Genomic DNA, 18,519 nt, shown 5'->3' on the forward strand with positions numbered 1-18,519 from the left:
TCGATGGGGGACAACACCGAGCACTACCCGATCCGCGACGGGATGGCCTTCGGCTCCCACAACGCGGATGGCATGAGCCATGAGGACGTCAAGAACAAGCTGAAGGCCCTGAATCCCGGCAAGGTCGGCGAAGCCTCGACCGCTTACAAGGACGCGGCGGACGTCCTGGCCGAGATGACCGACGAGCTGACCAACAACTTCGCCAAGAAGATCATCAAGCACTGGAAGGGCGACTCCGCCCAGAAGGCGCTCGACCAGCTCGGCAAGGTCTACAACACGGCGGGCAAGCTGTCGGACGACAGCCACAACAACGCCACGCTCTACGCCTGGTACAAGCACGACATTCTCGACTGGTATAAAACCCAGGGCGACACGATGACCGACGGTTGGGTCCACACCGGCGGTGACGACGACAACGCCCGCAAGCTGATGAACAACTTCATCGGCCGGATGAAAGAGGCGTTCGAGGGCCACCCCCTCAAGATCAGCAAGGACCTGCCGGACCAGCGCGGTGGCGTGACCGACACCCCGCCGCCCCCGCCTCCTCCCGGCGGTGGCCCTCCCGGCGGTGGCCCCCCCGGTGGTCCCGGCGGCTTCGACCCCGGCTCCACCAGTCCCGGCGGCCCCGGCTCGAAGTTCCCGACGTCCGACGGCGCCGGCGCCTTCAACCCCAACGCAGGCGGCACCAGCCCCTTCACCTCGGGCGGAACGAGCCCCTTCACCCCCGATGGCGCGGGTTCGTACAACCCGGCACTCGGTGGCGGCGGCAGCTCGCCGTTCGGCGGAGCGGGCGGATCGCCGTTCGGCGGCGGCTCGGGCACCGATCTCGCGGGCATGCCGGGCGGCGGCCCCGGAGGCGGCGGCCCCGGGCTGGGCGGCGGTGGCGGCGCTCCGTTCGGCGCCGACCCGGGCGGCTTCGGCGGCCCGAACGCCGGCACGTCCCCGGCCGGCGGTCCCGGTGGCCTCGGTCCCGGCGGCGCCGGGCCCGGCGCGGCCGGTGCCGGCGCGCGCGGCATGCCCATGGGCGGCATGCCGATGGGCCAGGGCGCCCAGGGCGGCAAGGGCGAGGAGCGCGAACGTAACACTTGGCTCACCGAGGACGAGGATGTGTGGGGAGCCGATGACGACACCGCTCCACCGGTGATCGGCTGACCTCTCGGACACGGGCGGGGCGGACGGCCGGCGGCCGCCGCGCCGCCCGCCCCGGCACAACGGACTAGGGAGTGCGACAGATGCGGTGGCTGCTTCGGACGGTGGCTGCGACGGCGGCGATCGGGCTGGCGGCGGCGCCCGCCGTTCCCGCGCACGCAGCCCCGGGCCCCAGGGCGGACCAGTGGTGGTTCCGTTCCTGGAGCATCCAGAAGGAAGTGTGGCCCGTCACCAAGGGCAAGGGCGTGACGGTCGCGGTTATCGACACCGGCGTCAACGCGCAACTGCCCGACATGAAGCCCGTGGTGCTCCCCGGCACCGACCTGACCGGCAAGGGCGGCGACGGCCGCCGCGACAACGACTCCAACAACCACGGCCACGGCACCGGCATGGCCAGCCTCATCGCCTCGCAGGGCACCAAGACGGGGTTCGTGGGCATCGCGCCCGAGGCGAAGATCCTGCCCATCGCGGCTCCCTCGGTGAGCGGCCCGACGACGGCGAAGGCCGTCCGGTACGCCGTCGACAATGGTGCCAAGGTCGTCAACATCTCCGAGAGCAGCGAATCCGCCGGCATCTACCCGAACCAGTGCCCGCCGGAACTGCTCGACGCGGTCAAGTACGCCGCTGAGAAGGACGTTGTGATCGTCGCCTCCGCCGGCAACTCGGGCGACATCGGCAACAAGCCCAACTATCCCGCGTCATGCCCGGGAGTCGTGGCCGTGGGGGCGTTCGGCCATGACGGCAAGCCCTGGAAGTCGACGCAGCGGCAGCCCTACGTCACCGTCGCCGCGCCGGGAGCCGACGTCGGGTATCTCGGCAAGGAGGGCCACGCCTACAACTCCGGCGCCGGGACGAGCCAGGCGTCCGCGCTGGCCTCCGGGGCGATCGCCCTCGTCCGCAGCCGCTACCCGGAGATGTCGGCGCGGCAGGTCGTGCAGCGCATCACCGCCACGGCGAAGGACTTCGGCCCCACCGGCAAGGACGACCTGCTCGGGTACGGCGTCATCAGCATCCCCCGCGCGCTCAAGCAGAACGTGCCGGACACCGCGCCGAACCCCGTCTACGAGCGGCTGGACAAGGTCGCGGGCGGCGCGAAGGCCGGGGCGGGCGCCACCAAGCCGGCCGCGGCCGACGAGGACGACTCCGGCGGCTTCCCGATCCTGATCGTGGGCGGCGTCGTGGTGGTGCTGCTCGTGCTGGGCGTCGGCGGTTTCCTGCTGATGCGCGGCCGCAAGAAGCCCGCCGCTCCGTCCGGTCCGGCGCCGATGGCGCCGCCGCAGCCCTTCGGGGCGCCCGGGCCCGGCCCGCAGCAGGGCCCTCCGCCCGGCGGGCCCCACAACCGGCCTCCCGCCCGCTGACGGACGCCTACCGGCTGAGGCAGGTGCCACAGGCCGCGAGGGCGGCGGTGGCGCTCCGGGCGGCGGCTTCGGCGGCCGCCCGGCCGTTGGCCTTGTCGAGCGGCGCTTCGGGGGTCTTGGGGGAGGCGTCCTTGCCGGCCGGTGACGCCGTGGCCCGGAACCGCACCGTGATGACCGCGTTCCGCAGACGGACGGTGGCCGCGGTCGTGCCGGACTGTCCCAGCGGACCTGTCAACGTCAGGTGCTGCGCGAACGCCTGATCGCCGACCCGGAGGAGCACGGGAGCTTCGGCGCGCAGGGATCCGGGTGCGCCCTTCGACGTCCCCTCCATCGTCCGGGCGCCGCTCCAGGCCGCGTCGTACTCCGCCTTAGCGGGCGCGACGCCTTCCAGGTGCAGCCGCACCGAGACGTCGAGCCGCCGCGACGCCTGGACGCCCGCGAGGCCCGGCCGCTCCGCCCATGAGCAGGCGGCGTACCGCTCGCCAGCCGACTTCGCGTCCTTGTCCGGGACGGGCGGATCAGAAAGCGGCACGTACCGTTCGAGGATCTCGCCGGGCACCAGCGAGCACGGCTCCGGCATGGACGTGAACCGGGCCGGCTCGTCCTCACCGGAGGCCGCGTGCACCCCCCAGCCGACCCCGCCGGCGACCAGGGCCACCGCACCCGCGCCCGCCGCCCACCGCCGCCGGGACCCGGACCACCTCCGCCGCGCCTCCGGCTCAGGCGCCTCGGCGGCCACGTCCTCGACCACCCGCGTAGAGCCGTCCAGCTCCTGCTCCGAAGCTAGGAACTCCGGCCGCGACCCATCGGACAACTGCAACCCCCAAGCCTTCCCGCAGACCATCTTCGCGCGGCGAACATCCCGAAGCGGACGCACCGCCCCCGATCATTAAAAGCCCACCCGCCCCTGTTCGCATACTTGATGACACGGGTTCGGCGCCCTGTTACCGTACGTACCGCGCAACAGTCAGAACACTTGTCAGGACGTGTGGACTGTGATGGCGGTCCGGTCGTCGCCGGACCGATCCCCTCATCGGATGGCGGCATGCGGAGTAAAGGCGCATGAAGAATGTGGAACTGGCGGTCGGGGCCGGCCTGATCGTGCTCGGCCTGATCTGCTGCGGCACCTGCCTGTTCCGGGCCGGGCGCGGCGCGGAACTCGAGGGCATGCAGTACGTCGCCGTCTCCAACTTCTTCATGGGTCTGTTCTTGATCACGTTCGCTCTGGACAGGTCGGGCGGGGTGACCGGCACCGTGATGCTGGTGTCGATGGTCCTCGGTCTCGGCGCGGGCGTACTGGTACTGACCAACACCATCGGCAGGGCGAGGAAAGACCCCTTCGACTGACCGCGCGCCTCAGAATTCCTGCCGGGGGTCGAGGGTGAGCTTGCGCATGACTCTGTTCAGCCGCGAATTCCGATACGTGTCAAGGCATGCGGGCCGCTCGGTGAAGCCGGCGTCGCCGTCCAGCCACCGGACGTACCCGGGTAGCAGCCACCTGGGGGAATGCACGTAGACGAGGATCGCCACCAGCAGCAGGAGGAGGGCGACCACAACCAGGACCGCGACCACGGCGGCGGGGACGACCGTGCCGACCAGCAGGGCCGCCATGACGAGCAGCATGGACGCCCCGAACCAGGCTCCGGCAAGGGGTGCGTACGGCCAATGGAAGAAGTCGTCGTTCCCGTGCCAGGAATGCCAGCGCCCCCGATACGCGGCGATCCCCAGCAGGAGTATCACGATGATGATCGGCAGGAAGACCGCCGCCGCGACGATGATACGGAGCGACATGGTGCACCTCGTCCGGCCGCGTCAGCGGTGGGGCTGGGTCTTGTCGACGTAGTTGCGTCCGGGGTCGGGTTCGCCGTCCTCACCGCTGCCGTACTCGCCGCCCTCGATGCCGGCGGCTCCGGCGAGCTTCTCACCGCCCGCGACGAGGACGGGCCCGCCGTTCGCGGTGTCGACGGCTCCGAGCCCCGTGACGCCCCGCTCCAGCCCGGTGAGCGGCGCGATACGGCTCGACTGCGGAATGCCCGTCCACTTCCCGACCTGCCCCTCGCCCATGAACTTGGCGGTGAACTTCTGCTCCAGGAAGTTGAGGGTCCCCTTCAGCATGTCGTCGAGCCCGTTGAGCGTGGCCTGGCCGAAGGTCTTGAACACGTCGTCGTTGCCGTGGCCCCACTGCCAGGCGATGTTGCCCGCGCAGGCGAGCCCGAAGATCCCGGCGGTGGTGCCGAACGTGATCGTCAGCACCTTCGAGCCCATGCTGATCACCCGGTAGGCCATGGTCGCGAACTGGTTCGCCTGCGCTTCGAGTTCGACGGCCGCGGGGGCCCCGATGATGCTGCCCGCCGCGATGCAGATGGCCGCGGCGAAGATCGCGAGCAGGGTGATGACGATGAACATCAGGTAGATGAACACCGCGATCATGACGGCGAGGATCCACAGCGCGATGGCGACGACCCAGGCCATGGCGATCGCGGCGTCGAGTTGCTGCCGGTACTCCTGCGTCCGCTGCTCGAAGGCGGTGCGGTCGTCGCCCTCCCAGGCGGTCTGCTGGACGCCGCGCGTCAGCGTCTCGATCTGCTCCTTGGCCTTGGTGAGCTCGTCGATCGTCTCCTTCCAGCCTTCGGCGGCGTCCCAGATCTTCTTCGGGTCGCCCTGGGCCTGGTACACGATCGGGTTCATCGGGATGGCGGCGGGGATCACCGTGGAGACGAAGATGCACTCGTACATCGCGGCCTGGGCGAGGCCCTTCGCGGCCCCCAGCACGTCGGTCATCAGGAGCCCTTCTTGATCGTCGACTTGCGGTCGGCCTCGTCCTGGATCTTGGCGGCCTGGTGCAGCCTGTCGTTGAAGTCCATGAGCAGCTCGGTCTTGTCGATGAGGTCCTGGTCGGCGAACTCGATCAGTTCGGTGTAGGCCGTCGCGCAGAAGAAGCCGAAGGTCGTGAACGCGTCGGGCTGGGCGTCGCGCGGCTTGACGTTCAGCTTGTACCGGGCGTTCTTGAGAATGGCGCCGACGTCCTTCTCCAGGGCGTCGCCGAGCCGTTTGAGTGATTCGGGGGAGAAGTGCACCTGGCCGCTCGTCTTGGCGCCGGTGCCGGGCGCCGGCGTCGCGGGCGCGGGCGACGGTGCGGGTGCGGGTGCGGGACGCCCGCCGGTGGGCGGTGTCCCGGAAGGGGGCGCGCCCGCCGGGGTCGGACTCGGCCCGTTGAGGATGTTGTTGATCTTGTTCTCGCCCACGCGTCACTCCGTCCTCGATGCTCGGGTACTCGCCGGCCGCGTCACCGGGGCGGGGCCTGCCCGGGGATCCCGAGGTTGCGCTGGAGCTGCTCGATCATTCCCTGCGTCTCCCGGCCGGCCTTCTCGAACATGCCCTGGACCTCGCCGAGCGTCTCCTTCAGCGCGTCCTTGTTCTTCATCAGTTCGAGGGGGTTCACCGAGTCCCCGTACTCGAAGGCGGTGAGTTCCTCGACCTGCCGGTCGAGGTCGCGGCGGGCGGCCTTGACGGTGCTCCGGACGGCCTCCGACAGCTCCTCGGCCGACATCCGCATCGCCCGCGGATCGATGTGCAGTTCGGCGACCGGGTCGTCCGCGCTGCTCGTCACCCGGATGCGCGCGTCGGCCGATTCGGCGTGCCCGGTGAGCGCCGCCGTCCGCTCCCTGATCGCCGCCATCTTCGCGACGCGCTGCTGCGCGTCCGCGACGAGCTTGTCCATGTCGAAGTCGTTGGCGCTGAACATCATGGGACTCCCCGGTCGTCCGCGACGGTGTGTTGAGCGTGCTCGAAACAGGTGGTCAACGATTCCGGCCACTGTAGTGGCGGTATCGCCCATCGTGGGCGATTCTCAGGAAAGGTTGGTTCGGTGGTTGTCGGCGAAACGGTGCGGGTGGCCTGCTAACAGGCTCGTCGTTCTTCAGCGTCGTCTTGACCGGTTCCATGCGGCGACATATCGGACGACGAAAAATTCGTCTTCGGCGGAGCGGAAATCGCGGAGGACGTCGGTTCGAGGGATACTCTGGCGCCCCAGGTGGCGGAATGGTTCTGGAGAGGTTCGACTGTGCCTGTGATCATCGGGACCGTGGCGTACGGGCTGCTGGGGCTCGCCTGCGTCGCCGCGGGAGTGCGAGCTCGCAAAGGCGTGGGGAATTACACGGTATCCCGCAGCGTGAAGGTGCCTTATGGAGAGTTGCCGCAGCGGGAGCGGGTGCGCACGGGGAATGCGCTTCTCGTGCTCGGGGTGCTCTTGCTGCTGTGCACTCCGTTCGGGCTCCTGCCGGAGGCCGCCGTGGTGGTGGTCTTCCTTGCGGCGCTTTGCTCCTTTGTCGCCTATGCGGTCATTCAAACGGGGTTGCGGCGGGCGGCGCAGGAGATCGTGCGGAGCAAGGCGGGCTAGCGCGTCCTACGCGGGGGGCGGGACGAGGATGCGGTGCCAGCGGAGGGTCTGCTTGGCGCGCTCGCGGGTGGTCGGGTCTTCCGCTGGGAGCTGGGCGTTGTTGTCCCGGATGTGGCGCAGGAGGTCGGGCTCTGGCGGGATGTTGTGGTGCTCCAGGTGGTGGGGGACGCCGCCGAGCCAGACCCAGGTGCCGTCCGTCTGGTAGGTGTCGGGGATGTTGGCGGGGCGCGCGGGGTCGAAAGCGTCGGTGAACAGGCGGCCGCTGTCGTACACGACCGGGGCCTCGCGAAGGTAGCGCAGGACCACGTCGCGCTCGGCCGGGTCCAGGGCGGGGCGCTTCATGATCTCCGGGTCGCCCGGGACCGGGTTGTTCGCCAGCCGCAGCGACTGCTCGTGGACGTCGGCGAGGTCGCGGAGCCGCTGGAGGCTCGGTGCCTCCTGCTCGGTCGCGTCCGCCGGCACGCCGCCCGCGACGGGGTCGGCGGGCATGGCGCGGCAGCGGGCGAGCACCTCCGGCGCGGGGACGTGCTGCGCGTAGAGGTCGCGGAGCCGCTGCACCCAGGCGCCCATGGCGTCGCTGCCGAGGGCTGCCGCGTCGGCGCGGGGCAGGAACAGGGCTGCGGTGCCGCCCTGCCAGAGGTAGCCGAGGACGACGTCGTCCTTGACGACCGGCAGGTAGCGGACGGGGCCGTCGGTGGTCAGGTCGTAGCCGGGCGGCAGTTCGAAGTGCAGCCCGCCCCAGCCCTGCGACCGGTCCATCGGGGTGCCGTCGGGGAACTCGCCAGGGCGCACCGACTCCCAGGGGGAGGGCTCGGCGCCGGGGTCGGCGAGGCGGAACACGTCCTGCTTGCCGTCGGCGACCTCCTCGCGGGCGCCGGCGGGGACGCCGCCGCCGCGCGGGTCCTCGGGGCGGCCGATCCACTGGCGGATCGCCTCGCGGGCGGGCAGGCCCGCCGCGTGGGCCTCGCGCAGCCGCTGCGACCAGACGAGCGGGGCCTCGTAGGCCTGCCGCAGGGTCTCCTTGCGCCGGACGAACCCGGCGGACCGGTCGTCCGTCCCGGCCCACAGGTAGCCGACGTGCAGGCCGTTCAGCATCACCGGGAGGTGGACGACGGGGTGACGCGTCGAGGTGGCGTAGCCCTCGGGCGGCTGGTAGGCGGGCACCGGCGGTCCGCTGGCGCCGCTCTGCGGCGGGACGTTGTTCATGACGACTCCGAGCCGGTGATGGCCGCGACCGCGGCGGAGCGGACGCCGTCGGCGACGTCCGGGACCGCGAACCCGGTCCGCCGGATGTGGGCGGCGAGCTCGGGCTCCGGCGGGACGCCGTGGGCGCGCAGGTAGTAGCCGACGGCGCCGGGCCAGATCCAGGTGCCGTCGGTGTGGTAGGTCAGCGGGACGTTCCGCGCGTGGCCGGGGTCGAGGGCGTCGCTGTCGTAGCTGCGGGCCGCCAGCACGATCGGGGCCTGCTCCAGGTAGCGGACCATCGCCTCGCGCTCGGCGCCGGGGACGTCGGGCCGCCGCACCTCGGGCCGCCCGTCGGGGGCGGTGCCGTCGAAGGGGCGGGCGATGCGCATGCCCTGCGCCGGCGGGGCGGCCAGCCAGGCGGGGACGTGCTCGGCGTCGCGCGGGAACCTGCGGAGCTCGGCCTCGGCGGCGTCCGGCGGCGGCGCGGCCTGCCAGCGCGGCTCGCCGTCGCGGTCGTACCGGACGTCGTAGGAGAACGGGAACGTCAGCGTGAAGGTGGCGGTGAACCAGGTGCCGAGGCCGGGCGCGTACATGCCGGCGCGCAGGCGTTCGAACAGCTCGCCGAGCGCGGCGGGCACGTCGAAGGGGGCGGGCAGGCCCGGCCCGGTGACCAGGCTCAGCTGCCCCAGGGTCTCGGTGTGCCGCCCGAGCGAGCGGTGCACGACCGTGCATTCCCCCCACCCGGGGGGCAGGGTGTGCGTCAGCAGCAGGGTGATCTGCTGGAGCAGGTCGTTCTGCTCGGCGGGGTTCAGCGACCCGTTCTCGCTCACGACTTACCTCTTTCCGTCCGTCCGGGGGCTGGCCTGGGAGTCATCCGCCGTGCGCGCCCGCGGTCCGGTCGAGGCGCTCGCGCAGCCAGCCGGGGACGTGCTCGTCGTCGCGGGGGAACAGGGCGAGGTCGCGGGCCCATTCCTCGGGCGCGGCCGGCGGGTCCCAGCCGGGGTCGAAGTCGGCGTTGAAGCTGACCCAGTAGGCGCTCGGCGGGTCCATCATGAACCGCATCCCGAACCAGGTGCCCTCGCCGGTCCGGTACATCATGGACCGCAGCTCCGCGGCGATCTGCGCGCATTCGCGGGGCGGGTCGGCGGCGGGCGAGGAGCCGTCCGGCATGATCACCGAGAGCCGGAGGTCGGTGACGCCGGCGAGCATGAGGATCCGCAGGTCGATGCGGCGCCAGCCGGCGGGGGCGACCTGCAGCAGGGCCATGCCGAGCCGCTGCGTCAGCTCTTCGTAGCGCTGCCGGTCGTACGGCCGCGGTCCCTGCGGCGGCACCGGAACCTCGGCGGGGGGCTGGGTCATCGCGTCGCTGCTCCTCTCTTCGTCGCGCAAGTCTATTGGTCTCGTGCCCACCGGCTATCCGTCCGCGTCCCAGTCGTCTTGCAGCGGGACGGGGTCGCCGCCGGGGCCGCTGATCTCGGTCAGATCGCCGGACTCCACATGGTCGATGATCGAGTGCGGGAGGCCGAACCCCCGGCCGCGCGCGTCCGGCAGCCGCTTGGGGCCCCGGTCCCCGGGACGGTAGAGCGTCCGGCCGCTGAGCGGGAGGGGCGTCGCGCGGAGGGGCCGCAGCACCCGGAAGAAGCGGTGCGGGACGTCCTCGGGGTAGCCGTCCAGCTGCCGCCACTCGAACGGCGTGCCGATGGTGAACAGCCTGCCGGTGCTGGTGAAGTCGTAGGTGTCGAGTTCGGTGCCGGGTTCCAGCACCACGTCCTCGACCGGGGAGGGCTCTGGCGCGCCGGCCTTGGGGAGCGAGCTCCCGATGTGCCACTGGAAGATCTGGTGGGTGCTGACGAAGTCGCCTTCGGCGGGCACCGGGCCGGGCTGGACGACGAAGTACCCGCCCGGCCTGTTGTCGAGCGGCGACAGCGCGAAGAAGCGGCGTTCCCGGACGTCTGCGCCGCGCGGGCGTTCGGCGGCGATCGAGCGCCGGAGCTGCCGGGCCCCGTTCCCGTCCCCGGACGTGAGCCGCCAGGCGTCGACGCCGTTGCGGCGGTCGGTGGTCCGGTTCAGGACGCCGGCGCCCCGCAGCACCGAGGAGTTCACTTCCGCGCCGGCCTCGGCGAGCACGGCTCCCGCCGCGAACGCCACGGCCGCCGCCGGGTCGGTGAAAGCCCGCTGCTCGACGCAGGCGTCGCCGTCCATGCGCGCGGCGAGCCACGCGGGCGCCAGGTGGAGGACCGACCAGCAGCCGTCGGCGAGCTCGCCGACCAGGAACCGGCCCGCCGGGCCTTCGGGCAGTTGGTCGCGCAGCCTGGCACGGGCCGTGTCGAACAGCTCGGCGAGACCGTCGGGCAGGGCGGCCACCAGGTCCGGTTCGGGCTGGGGGGAGAAGGTGTCCGGGTCGAAGCGGTCCGCCGCGTCCTGGACGGCCGCCAGTTCCGCGATCCACTCCGGGACGCGGTGGGGCGCCTGCGGGAACGTCCGCAGTTCCTCGGCCGCGGCGGCCGGGGGCACGTCGTCCATGAACGTGATCTCGTCCACGCTCCTGAACCGGACCTCCCACTCGGGGGCGGCGGCGGGCCGGAGGCGGAGCTTGAGGTGCATCTCCAGCCAGGTGCCGTCGCCGTCGACGTGCATCAGCGAGCGGAGTTCGCGGACCAGCGGGTAGACGCCCGAGGACGGGAGGAGCGACTCGATGTTCCGCGCGGTGAAGGGGAGGCCGGCGTGCTCGAAGGAGGAGCCCACCGCGCGGTAGGCGAACTCCAGGGACTCCGCGCCGTCGGGCGCCAGGCGGGCGAGCAGGGACGCGATCGCGTCCAGCCGCGCGTCCTGTTCAGCCGTGCTCAGCACTCTCTCACCTCCTCGCCGGATGGGGTCAGCCGTCCCGCCGCTGCCGCGACTCGCGCTGCTCGCGGTAGCGGCGCAGCGTCTCCGCCTCGGAGATCCGGGCGATGTCGCCGCCGTCGAGCAGCGCGCCGATCGGACGCGGCAGGAGATAGCCCCGGCCCGCGTCCGAGGGGCCCGTGCCGCGCGCGGGAACGGTGGTCTCCCGGACCGGGAACCCCGCGTACACCGCGAGGGGGCGCCGCACGACGTAGAACCTGCGCTCGTGCCCGGCGCCCGTCCCCGGCAGCCCGCGGCGCTCGAACGGCGTCTCCAGGGTGAACAGGCAGGGCTCGTCGGCGGCGGGGGCGTAGGTGTCCAGGAGGGTGTCCGCCGGGAGTTCCTCCCCGGTGCTCGCGCCGAACTCGCCGGGGAGGCGGGCCCGGACGTGCGCGGTGAACAGGTCGTGCTCGGCGATGAAGGGGCCGCCGTCCGGACGCGGTCCGCGAGGGATCACCTGGTACCCCCTCGGGCGTTCGATCACCGGCCCGAGAGGGAGGAAGGACGTCCCGTAGCGGGTTCGCGTCTCGTCGCGGGCCGCCTCCACAAGGCGTTCGCCCTCGTCCGTCAGGCTCAGGACGAGGCGTCCCGCGGCACCGTCCCAGGACTCGCCGAGGACGCCCTGGAACCGCAGGAGGTCCTCGTGGACGGTCACCTTCGCGTCGACGACCAGCCCTGCCGCCGCGTACGCCACCGCGTCCCCGGCCGAGTCGAAGGACGCCGTGTGGGACGGCCTCGCCTCGCCGCCTCCATCCGCCTCCGCGCACCTCATGGCCAGCCAGGCGTCGTCCCCGCGCAACACCGACCAGTGGCCGGGCTCGATCCGCCCCACCAGGAACCGCGAGACCCGGTCGCCGACGAGGTCGCGCAGGACCCGGCGCGCCCAGACGAACGTCCAGGCGCTTTCGGGGTAGAGCCGCCCGACGAGGGCGTGCTCGTCCTGCGGGACCTCGGGGAGCGTTTCAGGGGCCATTACGAATCCGCTGGCGTCCCCTGGCGTCCCTGCTCGCGCAGCTCCGCCTCGAACAGGTCGTGGACGCGGAGGCGCAGCGTGCGGATGAGGGCCCGCTCCTCGGGCGTGAGGTCGCGGGCCTCGGCGCGCGACGCGTCCTCGAGGCCGTTGATGGTCTCGTAGAGCGCGTACGCCGGGCCGTCACCGCGCAGCCGCCGGCCCCGGTACTCCTCGACCCGCTGGACGAACTCGTCGCGGGTCAGCGTGTCGATGTCGGCGGTCGTGCCGAACCAGATCTTGTCCACGTACGACCGGTCGAGCGTGAACTCGCCGGTCCGCCCGGACAGCGCCCAGACGAGCAGCCCGCCGTCGGGCGCCTCGACGAACGCCACGGGCCTGCCCTCGTAGGCGTAGTACTGCGGATACTTCTCGGCCACTTCGCCCCCTCACCGCCGCGCGAGTTCGCGCAGCGCGTCCAGGCCGGGCAGCTCCCGCACGGGCGCGTCCTGGCCGATGACGCCCGACAGCCGGTCCGCGGGCGCGAGCGCGCACCGCCGCAGCGCCTCCAGGGACGGGACGCCCTCCCGGTGGGCGTCGCTCAGCCGCAGCTTCCACAGCCCGGCCGCGACCTCGCCCGCCGTGCCCGCCGGCTCCCGCCTCAGGTACCCGGCGGCCCGGCCGTCCACCGACGCCCACACGAAGCCCACGACCGTCCCGTCGAGGGTGACGGGCAGGTACCGGACGGGCGCGGCGGTCAGCTCCGGGTAGGTCGGCGGCAGGACGCTGAACAGCGGCCCGAACCCCTGCGACCGGTCGGCCGGCGTCCCGTCCTCGAACCGGCCGTCCTGCACCGACGGCCCCTCCGGCGCCGGGTGGCCGGGCGCGACGATCTGGTGCAGGGCCCGCAGGTCGGGGGCCTGCCGCTCGGGCTCGTCCGCCGCGATCGCGCCCGCCACCGGGTCCTCGGCGGCGCCCTTCCAGCGCCGGACGGCCTCGGCGGCGGGCACGTCCGCCGCGTACGCCTCGGCGAGCCGGTCCTCCCAGCGGTCGGCGGCGAACATCTCCGCCTCCGAGACGTCAGGGGCCAGCAGGAACCCGGCCGCCCGCCGGCCGGTCGACCCCCACAGGCAGCCGATCACCCGGCCGCGCAGCCGCACCCAGTAGTAGATCACCGGTTCCCGGGTCCAGTGCGCGTACGACGGGGCCGCCGCCGGCGGCTCCGGGACGTCCGGGAACGCCGGCGGCGCCCCCGGCACGCCGGCGGGAGCGCCCGGGTCCCATGGGGGAGGCAGGTCACTCATCTCGCGCGCACCTTTCACGTCGACGTCCGCCCATCACGGTCATGACCTGGGCGGAGGAGGCGGTCCCGGGGGGATGACCACAGCCTCTACATCGTAGGTCGGCCGGCGCACCGAGGTTCCGTCGCGGAGCGTGACCGTCTCGTAGCCGGTGTGCACGACGCTGGTGATCTGGTACCGGGTGCCGCGCGGCAGGATCAGCTCGCGCTGGTCCGGGAAGGCGCTCCGGCTGCCCATCCACAGCCCGTGGCTGCCCGCCGGCAGCACCAGGTGGACGCGGTTGCCGAACGACTGCCCGTCCACCTCGGCCGGGTTGCGCCCCAGCGACGTGGACATGGGAGCGCCCTCGGTCTGCACCGTGCCGACCAGGACCTCGGGGTCGCGCCCGTTGAGCGGCAGCCCGTCCCGGCCGATCAGGAAGTTCAGGTTGTCGAGACCGCGCACCGCCTGGACGGGCTCGGGCAGCGGCTGGTGGAGCGCCTGGTCCAGTTCGGCCATGCGCCGCCAGAACGCCTGCTCCGTCGGCTCCTCACCGAGGTACTGGCGCAGCCAGTTCCGCTCCTGGAAGTCGGCGGTGAGCTGCTCCAGGCGGGCCGTCACCGACGTCAGAGGCGGCGCCAGCAGCCGGTCCACGAGCTGCCGCTGGTGCGGGTCGAGGTCGGTGCGGCTCCGCAGCCGGACGATCTCCTCCATCCGGGACGGCATCCGCCCGCCGTTGAGGTGGTGCAGCTGCCGGGCGGACCACTCCGACCACGCGAGCCGGTTCAGGTGGGTGCCGATGTCTGGGCCGCCGGGCCGCAGGAACCGGTTCGGCATGGACTGCCGCGTGTACCACCAGGCGGCGCGCCGCAGCGGCTCCGGCAGGCTCCGGAAGACGTGCCCGAGACGGCTCTCTCCGTACCGCTCGCCCTGCCGGTCGGTGTCGAACCGGTGGACGCCGTCGGCATGCGTCCGGCCTTCGGGCCGCAGCCAGTCGCGGATCCCGCGGGCCTCGGCGTCCTGCGGCGGGCCGCCGTCGGCGTCCTGCGGCGGGGTGCGGCCGGGCGGGTGGGCGCTGTCGCCCGCGAGGACGGTGCCGTCCGGGCGGTGCACGTCCCAGCCGCCGTCCGGCGGCCAGGTGGGCCGCTGCCGGCCGTCGGCGTCGGGGTGGCCGGACGAGGCGTAGACGTTGCCGTCGGAGTCCGACCAGGCCAGCCCGCGCGGAGCCACCACGGGCACGCCGAGCCGCTGGGAGAGCTGCGCGGCGAAGTCGCCCTCGCCGGTCCGGCAGGACAGCAGCATGACCTGGCGGCCGTCCCAGTTCGGGTCGTTGCGGATCAGGTCGGCCAGGTCGTCGGCGCTCAGCCGCCGCCCGTTCACCAGCAGCCCGTCCCGGTCGCCGTGCCCGTCGACCACGAACGTGTCGGGGTCGTGCGGGACGCGCCGGGCGAGGTCGCGCATGGCGGTCTCGTCCGGGCCGAAGAACGACCGGCCGGCCGGGGTGCCGTCGCTGTCGCGGAAGACGTCGTGCAGGTGCTGCGGCAGGTCGCCGGGCACCGTGTCGCCGCCGTCCGCCTTGTCCGCGTCGGCCGGGTCGGCGTCGGACTGGTCGGTCCGGTCGGTGTCGGCCGGGTCGGTATCGGTCTGGTCGGTCCGGTCGGTGGCGGCCGGGTCGGTCTCGGCCGGGTCGGTGTCGGTCCGGTCCGTGCCGGTCCGGTCGGTGGCGGGGTGGCCGGTGTCGGCGGGGCCGCGGTCCGGGGCCGGCGCGCCGGGCGCGGGCGGCTGCGGCGACGGCTCGGAGTACCAGCCGTACTTGGCCGCCACGTCCGGCCGCGGCGAGGTCTCCGGCCGTGCCTCGGGCGCGGGCTCGCGCTCGGGCCGTGCCTCTGGCTCGGGCCGTGCCTCGGGCTCGGGACGGGACGCCGGCTCGGGACGCGCCGCCGGGGCGTCGGCGGGCGGCGTGTGCTGCGGTCCCGCGGTGCGGGCGCGCGGCGGCGGGTCGGTGAGCGCCTCGTCCAGGGCCTGCTGGAAGCGGCCGATCACGCGCTGCTTGATGGCCTCGTCGAGCGCGCGCTCCTCCGGCGTGACGGCCCGGTTCTGGTTGTCGGCGACGTTCGGCAGGTCGCGGCGCACCTCGTACAGCGAATGCTCGTACGACGCCACGTCGTCGATCGAGCGCAGGTGCAGCCGCAGCTCGCCGATGTGCCCGTTCGGCATCCGGATCGTCAGCTGGACGTCGCGGTAGCCGCTCGGGACCGGGTTCTGCATCCGGTCCTTCACCGACACGATCTGGACGCCGTGCTCCCCGGCGATCCGCTGGATGTTGCCGAGCGCCTGGTAGAGCCCGTCCACGGAGCGGAACTGGATGCGGGCGCCGAGCAGGTCGTTGAGGCGGCTCGCGTCCCCCTCGTAGTCGCCCATGATCTTGTCGAGGGCCCGGACCCGGTCCTTGTCGCCGGGGCGCAGCTTCGGGTCCGCGCCCATCTCCGCGAGTTCCGGGTCGTGGACGAGCGCGTGCAGCAGCGCCTCGGACTCGTGCTTGGCCGCGTAGAGGCCGTCCAGGTACTCGTTGAGGTACGGGTCGTCGCGTCCCTGGTCCGGGTCGACCCGGGACGGGTCGAAGTCCGGCTGGTCCGGCGCCACCCGCGCCTCGCGGCTCTCACCGGGCCGCCGCTCGTTCACCACGGAGTCGGCGAGGTCCCGGCTGATCCGCTCCTGGTCCGGGGTGAGCGGGGTCGGCTGCGCCTTCACCCGGTCCCCGCCGAGGATGGCGTCCGCGCCGCGCTCGTTGACGTCGTGCACGGCCCCTTCGAGGATCCGCACGGCCTCGGGGTGGGTGAGCACGCTGTTCAGCGTCTTCGGCCTCGCGAGCAGCGACTCGCGGAGAGAAGTCTCCACGTCGTTCAGGCCGTCGCCGGCGATGATGCGGGCCAGCTCGGGGTGGTTCGGCAGCGTGTCGCGCAGCTGGGTGCGGAGCTGGTCGCCCAGCGGCTCGCCCGCCTGGTCCAGCATGTCCCGGACGGCCGGGTCGTCGTGGATACTCCGCATGACCTCGTCGGACGCCCGCTGCGGCGTCTCCGAGGTCTCCGGGGTCTGCTGCGTCTCCGGGGTCTGCGCGTCCGGCCGGTCGGGGCGCGGCGCGTCCGCCGGGTCCGGGCGGGAGGCGGCGTCGTCGGGCGGCGTCGGGTCCGCCGAGCGGGCCATCGGCTCCGGCGGCTCGCCCGCCGACCTGGGCGCCGGGTCCGTCCAGCCGAACGGGCGCGCCGGACCCTTCGGGTTGCCGTTCGCGTCGGTGGGCAGCGTCGGCGCCGTGCCGTGCTGGTTCGGCGGCAGGTTGTAGAACGACCGGTAGTGGACGGTCGTCGTCGGCGGGGTGGTGTTGAAGTCGGTCTCCGACCACCGCGCGTGGATCACCCGCGGCGTGTAGGCGAGGTCGCCGTCCACGGTGCGGTTCGGTTCGGCGAAGAACTCGAACCGGCCGATCCGCCGGTTGTTCAGCGGGTCCTGGTCGAGGGCGGCGAGCCGCTCCTCCAGCCCGAACCAGCTTTCGGGGCGGGTGACCTGGTGGGCGTTCTGGCCCTGGTTCTCGACCTCCCACTGCGGGAAGTAGTTGATGCGCTCGCGCGGGCCCTGCCCCTGGTGGCCGAAGATGTGGCCGCCGTTGAACCGGGTGCCGGAGTACTCCTTGTTCCCCATGTGCCCGACGTGGCCCTGCGCCCCGTAGCGGGCGCCGCCGCCCACCGCGTAGTCGGGCCGGCCGGTGGCCATGTCGGTCTGGCCGTTGTCGTCGGTGTGGAACAGGAACGTGCCCGGAGGGACCTGGTGCTGCGGCCCGTTGGCGCCGGCCGTGGTGGTCTGGCCGGGGATGCCGTTCGGGTCGTCCTCGCGCAGCGCGCCGAGGTCGCCGCGGCGGACGGCGTCGCTCGGGTCGAAGTCCGCGGGGTCGAGGGTCGCGAAGCGGTCCCGCGGCTCGACCATGTAGTTGACGTTGGGAAGCGGGACCCCGTCGTTCTTGTGCGAGAGGAGCCCGAGCTCCGGGTTGTAGTTGGCGACGCCGTCCTTGTCGCCGAACCACGTCCGGACGTGGGTGATGTTGCCGTCGCCGTCCGTCCAGAAGATGCCGTGCAGGCGGCCGTCCCCGTCGCGGACCTCGATCCTGGCGTCCGCGTCCAGCGGCTGCCTCGCGCTGTACGGCCCGTCCGAGGGATTGTGGGTCCGGGTCACCTCGTTGAGGGGCTCACCGTCGGCCGTGTGAGTCGGCGGGTCGAACGGCGCCGCGGCCGGCGACCGCCCGTCCTCGCCGCCGACGAAGACGTGCGGGTCCCCCTGGCCGAAGTCGATCTGGTGGACGACGCCCGGCCTCGGCTGCGTCAGGTCGATGTTCTCGTTGGGATCGCGGAGCGCTCCGGGCTCGCCCTCCGCCTGCGGGTTCGTGACGTGGGTGACCTGGCCGTCGGCGTTCGTGTACACGATCGACCGGACGACCGGCTGCCCGCTCGGGTCGAGGACCGGGTCGCCGTTGCCGTCCAGCGCCAGGATGCGGTGCCGGCCCTCGCGCTTCGGGTAGTCAACGTCGGCGGCGTGCTGGTCGGGCCGCAGCGCGTGGTCCTGCGTGGCGGCCCTGTCCACTTGCGGCGGGTTCCACGGGTCCTGGGAGGGCGAACCGCGGGTCGCGTCCCCGTCGCCGGGCCGCGCCGGATCGCTCGTCCCGCCGTCCTGCACGGGATGGCCGGGCGCGTAGCCGTCGCGTCCGACCGGGGCGGCCGAGCCGTCCGGGCGGTGGGTCTGCCAGCCGCCGTTCGGCGGCAGGTCGGGACGCGTCCGCCCGTCCTCGCCGGGGCGGCCGGACGAGGCGTACACGTTCCCGTCCGAGTCGGACCAGGCGAGGCCGTGCGGCGCGGTGACCGGCACGCCGAGCCGCTGCGCGAGCTGGGCGGCGAACTGGCCGTCGCCCGTCTCGCACGACAGCAGCAGCACCTCGCGGCCGTCCCAGTTCGGGTCGTTGCGGATCAGGTCGGCGACCTCGTCGACGCTGAGCCGGCGGTCGCCGACCCGCATGCCGTCGGGGTCGCCGTGCCCGTCGACGATGAACCGCTGGGGGTCGGCGGGCACGCGCGAGGCGAGGTCCCGCATGGAGCCCTCGCCGGGGCCGTAGAAGGCGCGCCCGGCCGGGGTCTCCTGGCTGCCGCGGTAGACGTCGTGCAGGTGGTCGGGGAGGCCAGCCCGTCGGCCGCATGGCACTGACGTGCTACATCGTGGCCACGCCCTTGATCCTGATATCCGATCAGGCGTTGCACCTCGACGACGGCTATGGAA

General features: G+C 73.0%; 17 protein-coding genes. 4 read left to right on the forward strand and 13 right to left on the reverse strand.

The annotated features are described in order from the left end of the window. The first annotated feature begins 3 nt into the window (after window positions 1-3). Window positions 4-1,152 (forward strand): hypothetical protein, encoded by a 1,149-nt coding sequence (locus tag AB0K34_RS05680; RefSeq protein ID WP_364545895.1) that lies wholly within the window; start codon window positions 4-6, stop codon window positions 1,150-1,152. 80 nt (window positions 1,153-1,232) lie between these two features. Further along, on the forward strand, window positions 1,233-2,507 hold the full coding sequence (gene mycP / locus AB0K34_RS05685; protein WP_138637267.1) for a type VII secretion-associated serine protease mycosin: 1,275 nt from the start codon (window positions 1,233-1,235) through the stop codon (window positions 2,505-2,507). Window positions 2,508-2,514: 7 nt separating this feature from the next. Here the strand turns inward: mycP and AB0K34_RS05690 are convergent, their stop codons facing one another. Then, entirely contained in the window at window positions 2,515-3,327 is an 813-nt protein-coding gene (locus AB0K34_RS05690; RefSeq protein ID WP_364545898.1) for a hypothetical protein, read from the reverse strand. Window positions 3,328-3,569: 242 nt separating this feature from the next. Between AB0K34_RS05690 and AB0K34_RS05695 the strand changes: the two genes are divergently transcribed. Further along, a complete protein-coding gene (locus AB0K34_RS05695) occupies window positions 3,570-3,854 on the forward strand; it encodes a hypothetical protein (protein ID WP_364545901.1) in 285 nt (94 codons plus the stop codon). A gap of 9 nt (window positions 3,855-3,863) precedes the next feature. On the opposite strand, the gene AB0K34_RS05700 is transcribed toward AB0K34_RS05695, so the two are convergent. Genes AB0K34_RS05700 through AB0K34_RS05715 form a run of 4 tightly spaced genes read right to left on the reverse strand, consistent with a single transcriptional unit; the run spans window position 3,864 to window position 6,255 of the window. Continuing rightward, window positions 3,864-4,298, reverse strand: coding sequence for a hypothetical protein (locus tag AB0K34_RS05700; RefSeq protein WP_364545903.1), 435 nt, complete (start codon window positions 4,296-4,298; stop codon window positions 3,864-3,866). Window positions 4,299-4,319: 21 nt separating this feature from the next. After that, on the reverse strand, window positions 4,320-5,288 hold the full coding sequence (locus AB0K34_RS05705; protein WP_364545906.1) for a hypothetical protein: 969 nt from the start codon (window positions 5,286-5,288) through the stop codon (window positions 4,320-4,322). Then, complete coding sequence (locus AB0K34_RS05710; protein WP_364545908.1) at window positions 5,288-5,752, reverse strand: hypothetical protein; 465 nt, start codon at window positions 5,750-5,752, stop codon at window positions 5,288-5,290. Before AB0K34_RS05710 ends, AB0K34_RS05705 begins: the two co-directional genes overlap by 1 nt. A 41-nt stretch (window positions 5,753-5,793) precedes the next feature. After that, the gene (locus tag AB0K34_RS05715; protein ID WP_364545910.1) at window positions 5,794-6,255 is read right to left on the reverse strand and encodes a YbaB/EbfC family nucleoid-associated protein; all 462 of its coding nucleotides are present in this window, start codon (window positions 6,253-6,255) and stop codon (window positions 5,794-5,796) included. A gap of 336 nt (window positions 6,256-6,591) precedes the next feature. On the opposite strand from AB0K34_RS05715, the gene AB0K34_RS05720 reads away from it, so the two are divergent. Beyond that, window positions 6,592-6,906, forward strand: coding sequence for a hypothetical protein (locus tag AB0K34_RS05720; protein WP_364545912.1), 315 nt, complete (start codon window positions 6,592-6,594; stop codon window positions 6,904-6,906). Window positions 6,907-6,912: 6 nt separating this feature from the next. Here the strand turns inward: AB0K34_RS05720 and AB0K34_RS05725 are convergent, their stop codons facing one another. Genes AB0K34_RS05725 through AB0K34_RS05760 form a run of 8 tightly spaced genes read right to left on the reverse strand, consistent with a single transcriptional unit; the run spans window position 6,913 to window position 18,444 of the window. Then, window positions 6,913-8,112 (reverse strand): hypothetical protein, encoded by a 1,200-nt coding sequence (locus tag AB0K34_RS05725; protein ID WP_364545913.1) that lies wholly within the window; start codon window positions 8,110-8,112, stop codon window positions 6,913-6,915. Further along, entirely contained in the window at window positions 8,109-8,921 is an 813-nt protein-coding gene (locus AB0K34_RS05730) for a hypothetical protein (protein WP_364545915.1), read from the reverse strand. Before AB0K34_RS05730 ends, AB0K34_RS05725 begins: the two co-directional genes overlap by 4 nt. Window positions 8,922-8,961: 40 nt before the next feature. After that, the gene (locus tag AB0K34_RS05735) at window positions 8,962-9,450 is read right to left on the reverse strand and encodes a hypothetical protein (protein ID WP_138640548.1); all 489 of its coding nucleotides are present in this window, start codon (window positions 9,448-9,450) and stop codon (window positions 8,962-8,964) included. A gap of 54 nt (window positions 9,451-9,504) precedes the next feature. Continuing rightward, entirely contained in the window at window positions 9,505-10,941 is a 1,437-nt protein-coding gene (locus AB0K34_RS05740; RefSeq protein ID WP_364545918.1) for a hypothetical protein, read from the reverse strand. A gap of 25 nt (window positions 10,942-10,966) precedes the next feature. Then, window positions 10,967-11,947: a hypothetical protein gene (locus AB0K34_RS05745; RefSeq protein WP_364545920.1), complete on the reverse strand. Its 981-nt coding sequence runs from the start codon at window positions 11,945-11,947 to the stop codon at window positions 10,967-10,969. Continuing rightward, entirely contained in the window at window positions 11,947-12,363 is a 417-nt protein-coding gene (locus AB0K34_RS05750; RefSeq protein ID WP_138640551.1) for a hypothetical protein, read from the reverse strand. Before AB0K34_RS05750 ends, AB0K34_RS05745 begins: the two co-directional genes overlap by 1 nt. A 9-nt stretch (window positions 12,364-12,372) precedes the next feature. Then, window positions 12,373-13,227 (reverse strand): hypothetical protein, encoded by an 855-nt coding sequence (locus AB0K34_RS05755; protein WP_138640552.1) that lies wholly within the window; start codon window positions 13,225-13,227, stop codon window positions 12,373-12,375. Between the two features lie 39 nt (window positions 13,228-13,266). After that, complete coding sequence (locus tag AB0K34_RS05760; protein WP_364545922.1) at window positions 13,267-18,444, reverse strand: ADP-ribosyltransferase; 5,178 nt, start codon at window positions 18,442-18,444, stop codon at window positions 13,267-13,269. Between the last annotated feature and the right edge of the window lie 75 nt (window positions 18,445-18,519).

Source organism: Actinomadura sp. NPDC049382 (genome assembly GCF_040677125.1).
Lineage (GTDB): Bacteria > Actinomycetota > Actinomycetes > Streptosporangiales > Streptosporangiaceae > Spirillospora > Spirillospora geliboluensis.

Coding starts and splice junctions, on each gene's coding strand:
- AB0K34_RS05680 (WP_364545895.1), top strand. CDS start 4: ATGGGGGACAACACCGAGCACTACCCGATCCGCGACGGGATGGCCTTC.
- mycP (WP_138637267.1), top strand. CDS start 1,233: ATGCGGTGGCTGCTTCGGACGGTGGCTGCGACGGCGGCGATCGGGCTG.
- AB0K34_RS05695 (WP_364545901.1), top strand. CDS start 3,570: ATGAAGAATGTGGAACTGGCGGTCGGGGCCGGCCTGATCGTGCTCGGC.
- AB0K34_RS05700 (WP_364545903.1), bottom strand. CDS start 4,298: ATGTCGCTCCGTATCATCGTCGCGGCGGCGGTCTTCCTGCCGATCATC.
- AB0K34_RS05705 (WP_364545906.1), bottom strand. CDS start 5,288: ATGACCGACGTGCTGGGGGCCGCGAAGGGCCTCGCCCAGGCCGCGATG.
- AB0K34_RS05715 (WP_364545910.1), bottom strand. CDS start 6,255: ATGATGTTCAGCGCCAACGACTTCGACATGGACAAGCTCGTCGCGGAC.
- AB0K34_RS05725 (WP_364545913.1), bottom strand. CDS start 8,112: ATGAACAACGTCCCGCCGCAGAGCGGCGCCAGCGGACCGCCGGTGCCC.
- AB0K34_RS05735 (WP_138640548.1), bottom strand. CDS start 9,450: ATGACCCAGCCCCCCGCCGAGGTTCCGGTGCCGCCGCAGGGACCGCGG.
- AB0K34_RS05745 (WP_364545920.1), bottom strand. CDS start 11,947: ATGGCCCCTGAAACGCTCCCCGAGGTCCCGCAGGACGAGCACGCCCTC.
- AB0K34_RS05755 (WP_138640552.1), bottom strand. CDS start 13,227: ATGAGTGACCTGCCTCCCCCATGGGACCCGGGCGCTCCCGCCGGCGTG.